This window comes from Moraxella bovis (assembly GCF_002014975.1).
Taxonomy (GTDB): domain Bacteria; phylum Pseudomonadota; class Gammaproteobacteria; order Pseudomonadales; family Moraxellaceae; genus Moraxella; species Moraxella bovis.
Genome location: NZ_MUXV01000070.1, coordinates 1 through 11,737 on the forward strand (window position 1 = coordinate 1; position 11,737 = coordinate 11,737).

13 protein-coding genes and 1 tRNA gene are annotated in these 11,737 nt (G+C 45.6%); 2 read left to right on the forward strand and 12 right to left on the reverse strand.

Going from position 1 to position 11,737, the window contains the following annotated elements:
* Positions 1-158 precede the first annotated feature (158 nt).
* The 5 genes from B0182_RS12780 to B0182_RS14455 form a co-directional block, all read right to left on the reverse strand.
* Positions 159-482: a surface lipoprotein assembly modifier gene (locus tag B0182_RS12780; protein WP_264676321.1), complete on the reverse strand. Its 324-nt coding sequence runs from the start codon at positions 480-482 to the stop codon at positions 159-161.
* Positions 483-488: 6 nt separating this feature from the next.
* Complete coding sequence (locus tag B0182_RS12785; RefSeq protein WP_078275283.1) at positions 489-1,196, reverse strand: tetratricopeptide repeat protein; 708 nt, start codon at positions 1,194-1,196, stop codon at positions 489-491.
* A 64-nt stretch (positions 1,197-1,260) separates the two neighbouring features.
* The gene (locus B0182_RS14450; protein WP_158079714.1) at positions 1,261-1,410 is read right to left on the reverse strand and encodes a hypothetical protein; all 150 of its coding nucleotides are present in this window, start codon (positions 1,408-1,410) and stop codon (positions 1,261-1,263) included.
* Positions 1,407-1,973, reverse strand: coding sequence for a hypothetical protein (locus tag B0182_RS12790; protein ID WP_078275284.1), 567 nt, complete (start codon positions 1,971-1,973; stop codon positions 1,407-1,409). Before B0182_RS12790 ends, B0182_RS14450 begins: the two co-directional genes overlap by 4 nt.
* Positions 1,936-2,103 carry a hypothetical protein gene (locus B0182_RS14455; protein WP_158079715.1) on the reverse strand — a complete coding sequence of 56 codons (168 nt, stop codon included), beginning with the start codon at positions 2,101-2,103 and terminating at the stop codon, positions 1,936-1,938. The genes B0182_RS12790 and B0182_RS14455 overlap by 38 nt, the downstream gene beginning before the upstream one ends.
* A 218-nt stretch (positions 2,104-2,321) precedes the next feature.
* Between B0182_RS14455 and B0182_RS12795 the strand changes: the two genes are divergently transcribed.
* Positions 2,322-2,519: a helix-turn-helix domain-containing protein gene (locus B0182_RS12795; RefSeq protein ID WP_211271654.1), complete on the forward strand. Its 198-nt coding sequence runs from the start codon at positions 2,322-2,324 to the stop codon at positions 2,517-2,519.
* An 88-nt stretch (positions 2,520-2,607) separates the two neighbouring features.
* Here B0182_RS12795 and B0182_RS12800 read toward each other — a convergent pair whose 3' ends face one another.
* The 7 genes from B0182_RS12800 to B0182_RS12825 form a co-directional block, all read right to left on the reverse strand.
* Positions 2,608-3,447, reverse strand: coding sequence for a 2OG-Fe(II) oxygenase (locus B0182_RS12800; RefSeq protein WP_158079716.1), 840 nt, complete (start codon positions 3,445-3,447; stop codon positions 2,608-2,610).
* A gap of 73 nt (positions 3,448-3,520) precedes the next feature.
* Complete coding sequence (gene infB, locus B0182_RS12805) at positions 3,521-6,328, reverse strand: translation initiation factor IF-2 (protein WP_078275287.1); 2,808 nt, start codon at positions 6,326-6,328, stop codon at positions 3,521-3,523.
* A 198-nt stretch (positions 6,329-6,526) separates the two neighbouring features.
* Positions 6,527-8,008, reverse strand: coding sequence for a transcription termination factor NusA (gene nusA, locus B0182_RS12810; protein ID WP_078275288.1), 1,482 nt, complete (start codon positions 8,006-8,008; stop codon positions 6,527-6,529).
* Between the two features lie 24 nt (positions 8,009-8,032).
* On the reverse strand, positions 8,033-8,530 hold the full coding sequence (rimP, locus tag B0182_RS12815) for a ribosome maturation factor RimP (protein WP_078275289.1): 498 nt from the start codon (positions 8,528-8,530) through the stop codon (positions 8,033-8,035).
* Positions 8,531-8,636: 106 nt separating this feature from the next.
* Positions 8,637-8,759: a hypothetical protein gene (locus B0182_RS15265; RefSeq protein WP_264676074.1), complete on the reverse strand. Its 123-nt coding sequence runs from the start codon at positions 8,757-8,759 to the stop codon at positions 8,637-8,639.
* A gap of 208 nt (positions 8,760-8,967) precedes the next feature.
* Positions 8,968-9,044 (reverse strand) — tRNA-Met (locus tag B0182_RS12820).
* 305 nt (positions 9,045-9,349) lie between these two features.
* The gene (locus tag B0182_RS12825) at positions 9,350-10,582 is read right to left on the reverse strand and encodes a multidrug effflux MFS transporter (protein WP_228157719.1); all 1,233 of its coding nucleotides are present in this window, start codon (positions 10,580-10,582) and stop codon (positions 9,350-9,352) included.
* 267 nt (positions 10,583-10,849) lie between these two features.
* Here B0182_RS12825 and B0182_RS12830 point away from each other — a divergent pair, with 267 nt between their 5' ends.
* Entirely contained in the window at positions 10,850-11,689 is an 840-nt protein-coding gene (locus tag B0182_RS12830; RefSeq protein WP_078275290.1) for an MFS transporter, read from the forward strand.
* The last annotated feature ends 48 nt before the right edge of the window (positions 11,690-11,737 follow it).

Below are 11,737 nucleotides of genomic sequence, written 5' to 3' on the forward strand. Positions count from 1 at the left end.
TACTTTTTAGACCAGAGCCTGCAGACCAATACTATCATTCACATGATATTCCATACCTGCCATCATGCCTAATTTTTGATTATCATATTGATGATTTTCAGTATTTTCTATTTGATGATTTAACCCAAAGAATATGGCATGGCGATTTTTATGATAAATCATAGCAAATTTTTGTGATGATGAATACCATCTAAGCCATCATAATCTTTATAATCCCTATTTTTTAATAAATAATTCATGCAATATTGCCAATTTGGGCTTATGTCATATGTCATGCCCAAATCAGCTCCGTAATCATCATAGTAACTTTTGTCATCGAGACGATGATGAGCATAAAACGGTTTAATTCGCCAATTTGTTGTTTGGTTTTTATGGGCGTAGCCTATACCTGCTTGAATGTGCTGTTCGTTATATTCATCAAATTCTAAATAATGATGACATGATAATGACAAATCCGTCATGACATAATGATTACCATCGATATTCTTTTATTTATCAAAGGATAAGCCATAATGAATGCTTGTGTCTTTTTTAGGTAAAGAGCTTTCATTCTTTTGAAATACTCTGCCATCAATGATAACCACAGGGTCGGCAGATACTTGATTGATGTTATCACTTTTCTCATAATTTAACTCTATGCCTGTTTGTATTTTTTGGGCATTTAATATGTGTTGTTGATAGGCTTGTATTTTTCTTTGGGTGTCAGGGCTAAATTTTGATAAAGGCAATTTATCAAATTCCTGTTTGGCTTCTTTATGTCTTTTGTTTTCAAACAAAGCCTGTGCATAAGCATATCTGACAAATATATAGTCAGGATTATCCTGCAAAATCTTTTGGTATAATGGTATGGCAAGATGGCTTTCACGATTGGCACGATGCACCATTGCCCAAGTAAAATTTAATAAAACAATATCATGATTTAATTGCGTTTCATACCAATCTAAATAACCAGCCAAAGACTGCCATGACCCTGTTTGTAAATATAAATCAATGGTCTCTTCATGAGTCATAGGGTTTTCGGGCAAATATTCCACATCAATATCATGATTGGCATTATTTAATTGCAATAGTTTTTGCTGACTAATAAAATCATCGGTGCCATAATAGACCAAATCACCTTGATGACAAACATTAGCGGTGGCATTTTTCATCAATATGCCAACAGCCATCGTCAAAGATAATGCCGTTTTATTCATTTTTATTTCTCCTAAAAAATATAAGCCACCCAAATGAGCAACTTATATTTTTATGAATGCCAAATTATTGCTTAGTACCGCCAAATGCCCCTTCATAGGCTTTACCATCAATGGTTTTTGAGAATGTCCCGCCAATCTCTTCGGCATTAGCACCATAGGTACAACCCAGAGCATCGCTACTGGCAAAGGCTTTTTTGGTGCTATCCCATGTCATGTTTTCGGTAAAGTCAAAACGGCATCTTTGCTGATGCCTGTATAGCCTTTTAAGCTATTGGCATTTGCGATATGACTGTTGGTGGTGGTAACACTAAGCGTCTTGGCATTAGTACCCCAATTTAACTCAGCACTCATGTCGCTGACCACTTCACTGCGTTTATCATAAGTTCCCATCGCTACGCCTTGATAGGTAGCCTTAACTGTGGCGGTATCTGCCAAACTTGTGCTTTGACCCACACTGACATAACCCTGCGACTGATTACTGCCATCAAACACCTGCCCAAAGGTTTGATAGCTAAAACCTGCCACCGCAGGGTCTCTTAGATAGACTGCTTGACCTGTTGTGTTATCCACATACCCCTTGACTGCCGACAACGCAGGGTTATCTAGACTGCCATCTTTATTGGCGTTCATGCCTGCATCATAACCACTCTGACCTTGGCTTGAGCCGTTAAAGTCAGCATCAGCCAATACCAACTTGCCATCGGCATCGGTGGAGACTTTATTTTGCTCTGATAACAGCTTAGCATTCTGGGCAGCTTGGAACCACACCCGAACCATAGTTTACAGCACCAGACGTGATTGGCGTAGCAGTAGGTTTTTTAACCGAATAGCTAGAATTTGATGAACAAGCGGTCAGACCAACCACAGCAACCAACGCCATCGCTTGACATAGATGAGATTTTTTCACAGTACACTCCTAGATTACATCAGAAATAAACTTTGATTTTTGTTAACAACATTTAACCAAAGTGAATATATTCTATAAGATAATTTTTAAAAATTAAACTATTATTGAATTTTATTTAATGTTAGTTAATTGAGATTGATAGTCAATAACTTTACAATAACCCCATGGAAAAATTCAATCAAACACCCCATTTATACCACCTAATCTTCGCCCAAAACATGAGACAACTTCGGCGTATCAAAGAGTTCTCCCAAGAAGAGCTGGCATTTCAGGCGGGCATCAGCAAAACTTATGTCTGTGAGATTGAAAATGGTGGACGGGCGGTATCCATCGACCTGATGGGGCAGATTGCCGACGCCCTAGAAACTCCGCTGGATAAATTACTCATAGAGCAAGACCCAACCAAGATGTTTTAAGTAAACGCTTTTGAAAAATATTCAAGCATAAAAAATCGCCCGACATGACTGTGGGCGATTTTGTGGTATTTATCATCAAACCAAAACATTAACTCTCACGTCTGTAAGGACGTTCACGCACCCATTTGGTGGCGATAAATTTCACACCTGCAATGACAGGCACACCTGAATGCAAGGTCAGTTTGTCTACATCCCCCTGCTCGTCTACATCAGCAAAGAACACCGCACCACCCTTTTTGGGCTTGACTTCCATACCCACACTGGGAAATGATGTTCCGCCTCCTGCCTGCACATCTGACAGATACATCACACAAGTGCCGACACGCTGTCCGCCTACTTCCAAATGCTTGCGACCGCCCACGCTGTCACCAAAATAATCAAAATGTGGGCGGTATTCTCCGCCTTTTTGATAACGCAGTACCTGCAAACCCTCGCCATTTTCCACAGGCCAGTTTAGCAGGGTCGCTAATCGTCTCTCCACGCGGTCAATGACCTCAAACTCACCCAAAGTGAACTGGGCGTTATCACTACTGCGGTGAGCGTGCAGACGTGAATTACCCGTTTTGTCATCAACAACCTTACCACGCTCCAACCTGCCATCCGCCAATGCAATCAGCTCATCGCACTCCGCCTGTGTAAGCAGGTTGTCAAACACTACCACTAGGGGCGATTTTAGAGTGCAAACCACCTGCACGACATGCCCATCAATATCAACAAAATTCTCATCATCATTGGTGATATTTGGACGCACGGCAGGCAGATACTTGCTTGGCAATTTTTTATTGTCCGCCAAAACTTTGGCGATACTGGCAGGGCTACACCCCCGTTCAATGTTAGTCTCTATCCACGCTCTCCAACTGTCATCAAGTGTCAAGCTCAATGCCAGCAAGTCTTCATGAGTTAATGATGAAAAGGCAAATGATGTCATATGAATACTCCTATTTGTGCAACTTATTATCAAAAAACCGCTCACCTTAGGGCAAGCGGTTTTTGTCATGACATCACAGGGTGCGCGCCACTTCGTGAATCTCAAAGACTTCAATCTTATCACCAGCAGCGACTTCATAGCCTTTGACCGCCAGACCACACTCCATGCCTGCCTTAACCTCGTTCACATCGTCTTTGTAGCGACGCAAGGATTGGAGCTGTCCTGTAAAGATGACTTTATCATCACGCAGAACACGGATGGGCTTGTTACGATAAATCGTGCCTTCTTGTACCATACAGCCTGCCGCCGCCCCGAACTTGCTAGAACGGAACACTTCACGCACCTCGGCAATACCCAAGATTTTCTCACGGTGCTCAGGGGCAAGCATGCCACTCATCGCTGCTTTGACATCGTCAATCAAGCCATAAATCACGCTATAATAACGAATGTCAAGCCCCACTTCATCTGCTTTACGCTTGCCGGCATTGTCAGCACGCACGTTAAAGCCCAGCAGAACCGCCTCACTAGACTCCGCCAAGATGACATCAGACTCAGTGATGGCACCCACGCCCGAGCTAATCACACGCACTTTGACTTCATCGGTTGACAGCTCATCTAACGCACTAAGCAGGGCTTCTAGCGAACCACGCACGTCTGTTTTTAGGATAAGATTTAGGGTTTTTGCTTCACTACCCATGTTGGCAAACATGTTTTCTAGACGCATTTTGTTTTGGCGTTCAAGCAAACGTTCACGCTCACGAGCGATACGAAAATCCGCCACTTCACGGGCTTTTTTCTCATCAGAGACCACCAAGAACTCAGAACCTGCCATCGGAGCATCAGGCAAGCCCAAAATCTCCACGGGAATAGAAGGCCCTGCCGACTTGATACGCTCACCATTCTCATCGGTCATGGCACGCACTTTGCCATAGAACTCGCCTGCCAGTACTAGATCGCCTTGTTTTAGCGTGCCTTTTTTGACCAGTAGGCTTGCCACCGCACCACGCCCCTTATCTAGGCGAGATTCGATGACCACGCCTTGGGCAGCACCATCCACAGGGGCGGTTAGCTCCATGATTTCGGCTTGGATACTGATGGTCTCTAATAGTTCATCAATACCCATGCCTGTTTTGGCAGAGACCTTGACCAGTGACGTATCCCCACCCCAAGCGTCCGTGATGATTTCTTTGACTGACAGCTCATTTAACACACGCTCTGGGTCAGTGGTGTCTTTATCCATCTTGTTCATGGCGATGATGATTGGTGTGCCAGCCGCTCGTGCATGGTCGATGGCTTCTTCGGTCTGTGGCATAACTCCATCATCTGCCGCCACCACGATGACCACGATGTCGGTCGCCTGAGCCCCACGTGAACGCATGGCAGTAAAGGCAGCGTGACCAGGGGTATCAAGGAAAGTAATCACGCCACGGTCAGTCTCAACATGGTACGCCCCGATGTGCTGGGTAATACCGCCAGCTTCACCGCTTGCCACTTTGGTTTCACGGATTTTATCCAGTAGTGATGTCTTACCATGGTCAACGTGACCCATGATGGTAACGACAGGCGGACGGGTTTGGACGTTGCCTTGTTTCTCGGTGGCAGCCTCTTGTAGGTCGTCTTCTAGTTGGGTGTTAGACACAGCGATGAAGTTATGCCCAAACTCTTCGATGACAAGGGCGGCGGTGGTTTGGTCGATGACATCGCCCTCACGCACCATCTCGCCCATTTTCATGAGCGACTTGATGACTTCACGCACTTTGACCGCCATTTTTTGGGCAAGGTCAGACACGACAATCTCTTCACCCACTTCAACATTATGGATGATTTTTTCCACAGGCATCTCAAACTTATGTTTGCTTGCTTGTGATGATTTTAATCCACGTGACTTAGGTCTGATTTCAAGCTCTTCTTTGCCTTTTTTCCTACCGCCTTTGGCACGGCTTGATGTACTGCTGGTACCACGCTTAATCTCACGACGCTCTTTTTCAAAAGACTCTTCTAATGCCGCTCCGACCAGACCTGCCGCCAATGGCTCATCTTTACGCACGACCGCACTTGGCACCTCGTCTTTTTCACTATAACGATTTGCCATTTGTTTCATCTGCTCCAAAGTGCGAGTTTGGGCGTCAATGGCAGCACGGCGACGGTTTTCCGCTTCTATCTCACGCAGTTTTTGCTCTTCGGCTTCACGGGCAAGGCGAGCTTGACGCTCTTCTTCGGTCTCGCTCTTGGCAGGTTTGGCAGGTTGTTTTTTAGCTTTGTCTGTCTTGGTCTCTTTTTTGTCAGATTTTACGTCACTCTTGGCAGCTGTGCCTTTTTTGACCACAGATGAGCTGACCACGCTGTCGTCTTTATCGGCTTCATCTTTTTTGGCTTTTTTGACGACCACAGACGCACTGGGCTTACTCTCGCCACCATTTGCACTGCCCGAGTTGGCGCGCATGGCAGCCAATGTCGCCTCTTGGCGCATGGCAGCTTCTTGTTTGGCACGCTCTTCGTTTTGTTTGGCTTCTAGGGCGGCGATGGCTTTGGCTTGTTCGGCTTCACGCTCTGCTTGGGCTTTGGCTTTTTCGGCAGCTAAGTCAGGTTTTTGGATGTCAAACTGCTTTTTCTTGGCACGCACGACATTGATGTTTTGGGCTTTGCCGGTGGTGGTAGTGATTTTTTTAGTGGTGGTGGTTTTTTGAGTCATGCCAATGCGGGTTTTTTGGGCTTGACCATGACTTTGTTTTAAAAACGCCACTAACGTCGCCTGCTCATCGGTTGAGACAGAATCATCTTCGCCACGAGTGGGCAGACCTGCGTCTTTTAGTTGTTTTAAAAGCACGCCAGTGGTAATGTTAGAATCTTTTGCTAATTCTTTTACGGTTTTTGTTGCCATTGGTTTACCTAAATTTGTTTGGTTATCTAATGAATGATTTTATCATAAAATGATGAATTTGGTGAAAATGGATAGGCAGGATGTATTTTGTTCATCCCCACTTTACCCTCCATTTTTACAAGTTGCCAAATTCTCACCAACCAAATTTGGCAACGTCCTTACGTACTCATGACAGTACGCCCCATGACGCACGCATGGTCATTCAAACCATGACTGACGTGCTGCCATAATCAGCTTGCCCGCCAGCTCACTGCCCATGCCTTCGATGTCTTCGATGTCAAACATCGCTTGTTCGGCTAGGTCGTCAAGGGTAATGATGTCACGCTCCGCCAATTTATAAGCAATGGCAGGAGTCATCTCTTCTAGGGCAAGTAGCTCGCCACTAGGTTCTTTGATGTTTTGCTGTTTGATAAGTTCATCATTAATGATGACTTCTTTGGCACGCTCTTGGATGGCACCGATGGTCTCATCATCCAAGCCGTCAATGTCATAAAAAGTCTCAGCAGGCACATAAGCCACTTCTTCGATGGTGGTAAAACCAATCTCCGCCAACGCTTCCGCCAAATCTCTATCCACTTCCAAACGCTCGTAGAACAGCGTGATAATCGCCTCAGACTCGCTTTTTTGGCGTTCTAGGTATTCAGATTCTAGCATCATGTTAAGCTTATAGCCGGTCAAATCAGACGCCAAACGCACGTTTTGACCTTGTGAGCCAATGGCACGAGCCAACTGATCGTTCGCCCCAAAAATGATGTCAGCAGTTTGGTTGTCCTCGTCTAGCACGATACTAGACACGTCCGCAGGCTCCAATGAGCTGATGATGTACTGGGCAGGGTCATCGCTCCACACCACGACATCGATACGCTCGCCATCTAACTCTTGTTGCACCGCTTGGATACGAGTGCCACGCATGCCGATACACGCCCCCACAGGGTCGATACGACTGTCGCCTGTTTTTACCGAGATTTTGGCACGCAAACCAGGCAGACGAGCCACATCACGAATCTCAATAATCCCTTCGCTAATCTCAGGGACTTCTTTGGTCATCAAGGCAACAAGCATCTCATTGCTCGTACGAGATAGCACCAGCTGACTGCCACGCCCATCACGATTGACCTTGACAAGTAGTGCCGTCACACGGCTCTTAGGGCGTAGCATTTCACGGGGCAAGGTTTGGTCTTTGGCAAGATAACCCTCCGCCCCGTCGCCTAAGTCAATGATGTAACCATCACGGCTTGCTTTTTTGACTTCGCCCGTGATAAGCTCGCCCACACGAGCTTCAAAAGCATCGGCAATCAAGGCACGCTCGGCTTCACGGATTTTTTGGATGATGACCTGCTTGGCTTGGGTAGCGGCAATACGCCCAAACTCAATCGACTCAATCTGCTCTTCGATGATGTCGCCAATTTGGTATTCGTTTTCGTCCAAATCGCTAATCGCCTTTTGGCAAGCAGGCATCTCATGGTCTTCATCTGCCACCACCGTCCAGTAGCGATAAGTGTCATAATCGCCTGTCTTACGGTCAATGGCAACACGCACCGCTACCTCGGGTTGGTCGGTGTAGACTTTTTTCTTGGTTGAAAAAACAAGTGCTTGTTCAATCGCCCCAAAAATATCATCAGGGTCAAGCCCTTTTTCATTACTGACGGTCTCAACAACGGTCAAAATCTCACGGCTCATCTTATCTACCTTTTTGGTTAAATTTTAGTCTTGATAAATCAAATTGGCTTTGTCTACATTATCAAAAGCGATGTCAAATTCTAGTTTATCTTCGGTGACCACATTCATGCTCGTCTCACTCGTACTCACCAGACGACCGACGACCTTACGGCGTTTGGTGTCGCCTTGTCCGATGGCGTGAATCAGACGCAAACTGACGGTCTCACCTACAAACATCGCCACCTGCTTGGGGGTAAACAGCGGACGGTCAAAGCCAGGGCTTGACACTTCTAGCACATACTCGCCTGCGATGGGGTCATGCACTTCTAGTACGCCTGAGACTTGGTGATTGACCGCTGAGCAGTCCTCGATGGTGATATGCTCGCCACGCTCACGGGCATCGGCATTTACTTCAATATAAATACGGAGCAGTGATTTACGCCCTTGGGGCATAAACTCAATCCCCCAAAGCTCTACGCCACAAGCGGACACCGCAGGGGCAATCATTTGGGTAAGTTCAGCAATCTTGCTAGATGGTTTCATTTTGGCTTGGTTAATCCTATGTTAAAGCACAAATTAAAAATCAAAAAGAGTTAGGGCGTGTTGAACATTGATAACATTTTATTAGAGTTTGATAAAATTTGATGGTTTAGCCTATTTTTGCATGAAAAATGGCTAAATCTGGTTTTTCTGCGTCAAAAACTTGTCTGATAGAATGACTATCAGCCTGCATTTTTTCCTTGAAAAACGGGCGATTTTTCTCATTTTTCATAGCAAATACCAATATTCAACATGCCCTAAGCGGTTTGGCAAATTGCAAATACAAAAAAACCCACAAAACACGTTGGTGGGCTAAAATCATTGCTCGCCGACATCTTAACCATGTTTAATTTATCAATTTTAAAATTTGATGATAAATTTATGGAAAGATACCTTATTTTTTACAATTTTAAAATAATTTTAAATAAGGATTTAAAAAGTGGTAGCGGGGGCTGGATTTGAACCAACGACCTTCGGGTTATGAGCCCGACGAGCTACCAGACTGCTCCACCCCGCATCAATTTAGAACGCCATTATAACATGGTTTTTGGTATTGTCAAGAGAAAATTTGATTTTCTTTGCGATTTTTATTATTTTTCATGACAAATGTAAAAGGCAGGCGCGCCCTGATTTTTTATAAAATAAATCATCGCCCGTTTGGGTCATTTTCTTACACTCTTTAATTGGATTTGCTAATCCATGCCCCACTCTCAACTTTGTACAGTCCATTGATTTACCAGGGGTAAATTGCAATTCGCCCCCACAATCTGAAAAATAATCATTGAAAAATCAATGGTTCATAAATTTAAATTGAGAGTCGGGTTAATCCATCTTTGACAAATCCATCTTAGGGTCAAGCTGATACAACAAAAACGTCCCAAGCGACACCAGTACCGTGATAACAATACCCAGCTTTAACACAGGACTGACATCAAACAGGCTTAGCAGTAACCCCCCAAAAATCCCCACGCTAAACTGCAATGCGCCTTGCATGGCAGACGCCATACCTGCCCGCTTTTTTTGATACGCCAAAGCGATGGCGGTAGCATTAGGCTGAGTAAACCCAAGCCCTGCAATACAGCAAAATATCGCCATAAACACCAGCGGAAAATACGCAAGCCCCGTCAATGCCAGCATCAGCAGACAACTGGCAGAGACAAGTTGCATGAGAGCCCCAAAGCGTAGCAGCTGCACAAGGCGAAAACGACTGGTCAAAAACTGATTGACCTGCGTTAAGGCGATAAAACCAAAGGCATTCGCCCCAAAAGCGATGGCAAACTGCTTTTCAGACAAGCCAAAATTGACCATAAACAGCTCACTGGAAATGGACAAATAAATGAAAAATGCCCCTTGTAGTACGCCCCCTGCAACCGCAGGAATGATGAACGTCTTGTCCTTGGCTAAGTCAAGATAAGAGGCAAAAGTTTGGCTGATGGGCTTGGTATTGCGATTTTCTGGAGCGAGTGTTTCTTTTAAAAACAGCTTGGTCAAGATGATATTAAATACCCCATAACCCGCCAAAAACCAAAACAGAGCATGCCAGTCGGTAAATCCCAAAATCAATGCCCCCAAACTCGGGGCAAGTATTGGAGCCAATCCCATGACCAGTACCATAAGACTAAACGCCCTTGCCCCCTGTATGGGGTTTAGGGTGTCGCGAATGGCGGCACGGGTTACCACGGCTGTCACACACGCCCCCAACGCCTGCAACGTACGGGCGACAAACAGCACCAGCTCGCTCGTGGTGGTCGCACAGATGACGGACGCAATCACAAATATCGTCATACCCATGTACATGGGTAGCACTCGCCCGACACGGTCAGAAAACGGTCCATAAAACAGCTGTCCAAACACCAAACCAATAAAGTAAAACGGCACTGATTTGGACACCTCGGACACACTCACGCCAAAATCATCCGCCATGGTCGGCAGAGCAGGCAGATACATGTCAATGGCAAGCGGACCGATGGCAATCATCACGCCCATCATCATCACCCACAGGGTGGGAAAGGGCTTGGCGTGTGCGGCTTGGTCTTGGGGGGTATTATGTGGCATATCAATATCACTTATCTTAATGCTGACTGATGGTTATGGTTATTGGTTATTATTATGTCAATCAGCAAAATTTTTCAAAACAAAAACAAATGAGAAAATCCGACTATTTTACCATGATTTGCCCCATTTGACGGTAAAAAATTGCAATACCGACATTGACATTTTAACCTTAAAAATGTTCGCCATATATTGAAAACATTGAAATTGATTAACCCTAAACTTTTTGTTATAGTAACGCCTCTTTATCACCATTTATCATCATACACCATGACCACGCACCAAACCGACCTAGCCTACGCCATTAACCACACGCCCATGAGTGCCTATCAATGGCTCATCGTTGCCTTAGCCGTTATCTTAAATATGCTAGACGGCTTTGACGTGCTGGTGATCGCCTTTACCGCCAAAAGCATTCAAACCGAGCTTGGGCTGACAGGGGCAGAGATTGGCACGCTCATGAGTGCAGGCTTTATCGGCATGGCGATTGGCTCTATGGGGCTGGCTCCGTTGGCGGATAAATTTGGCAGACGTCCGCTACTTATCATCGCAACCGCCCTATCAGCGGTGGGTATGTTGATGACTTATTTTTCGCACACAACCGAATCCATTGCCTTTTGGCGTGTGATAACAGGGCTTGGCGTGGGCGGTATTTTGCCATGCACCAACGTCATCGTGAGCGAATACGCCAACCAAAAATGGCGTGGGCTTGCCATCGCCATTTATGCGTGTGGCTTTGGGGTGGGTGCAATGCTTGGCGGATTGTCGGCGGTCATGCTCCAAGATGAGTTCGGCTTTCGCTCGGTATTTATGACAGGGGCAGTTTTGACAGGGCTGGCACTGGTGGCACTCATCGCCCTACTGCCTGAATCGGTGGATTTCTTAAATCAAAAACAACCTGCCAACGCCCTTACCAAACTCACCAACATCGCCCACAAAATCGGCAAACAAGGCAACTGGCAACTGCCCGCCCAAACTCAATCTGCCAAACTCAAAGCCCCGTTAGCCAGCTTTTTGCCAAAGGTCATTAAAGACCACTCTACTCATTTGGGCAGCGTGATGACTACTTTGACCATGCCATCTACCCTGCGTCAGGTTTTAGTCGCTTAGAAGTCATACTTCATTAACTTCACTCCCCTTTTTCCAAACCCAACTCCC

Excerpts from the sequence above, each read along its gene's own strand:
- B0182_RS12800 (WP_158079716.1), bottom strand. The coding sequence starts at position 3,447 with ATGACATCATTTGCCTTTTCATCATTAACTCATGAAGACTTGCTGGCA.
- B0182_RS14450 (WP_158079714.1), bottom strand. The coding sequence starts at position 1,410 with ATGACATGGGATAGCACCAAAAAAGCCTTTGCCAGTAGCGATGCTCTG.
- infB (WP_078275287.1), bottom strand. The coding sequence starts at position 6,328 with ATGGCAACAAAAACCGTAAAAGAATTAGCAAAAGATTCTAACATTACC.
- nusA (WP_078275288.1), bottom strand. The coding sequence starts at position 8,008 with ATGAGCCGTGAGATTTTGACCGTTGTTGAGACCGTCAGTAATGAAAAA.
- B0182_RS15265 (WP_264676074.1), bottom strand. The coding sequence starts at position 8,759 with ATGAAAAATGAGAAAAATCGCCCGTTTTTCAAGGAAAAAATGCAGGCT.
- B0182_RS12785 (WP_078275283.1), bottom strand. The coding sequence starts at position 1,196 with ATGAATAAAACGGCATTATCTTTGACGATGGCTGTTGGCATATTGATG.
- rimP (WP_078275289.1), bottom strand. The coding sequence starts at position 8,530 with ATGAAACCATCTAGCAAGATTGCTGAACTTACCCAAATGATTGCCCCT.
- B0182_RS12825 (WP_228157719.1), bottom strand. The coding sequence starts at position 10,582 with ATGCCACATAATACCCCCCAAGACCAAGCCGCACACGCCAAGCCCTTT.
- B0182_RS12830 (WP_078275290.1), top strand. The coding sequence starts at position 10,850 with ATGACCACGCACCAAACCGACCTAGCCTACGCCATTAACCACACGCCC.
- B0182_RS12795 (WP_211271654.1), top strand. The coding sequence starts at position 2,322 with ATGAGACAACTTCGGCGTATCAAAGAGTTCTCCCAAGAAGAGCTGGCA.
- B0182_RS12790 (WP_078275284.1), bottom strand. The coding sequence starts at position 1,973 with ATGGTTCGGGTGTGGTTCCAAGCTGCCCAGAATGCTAAGCTGTTATCA.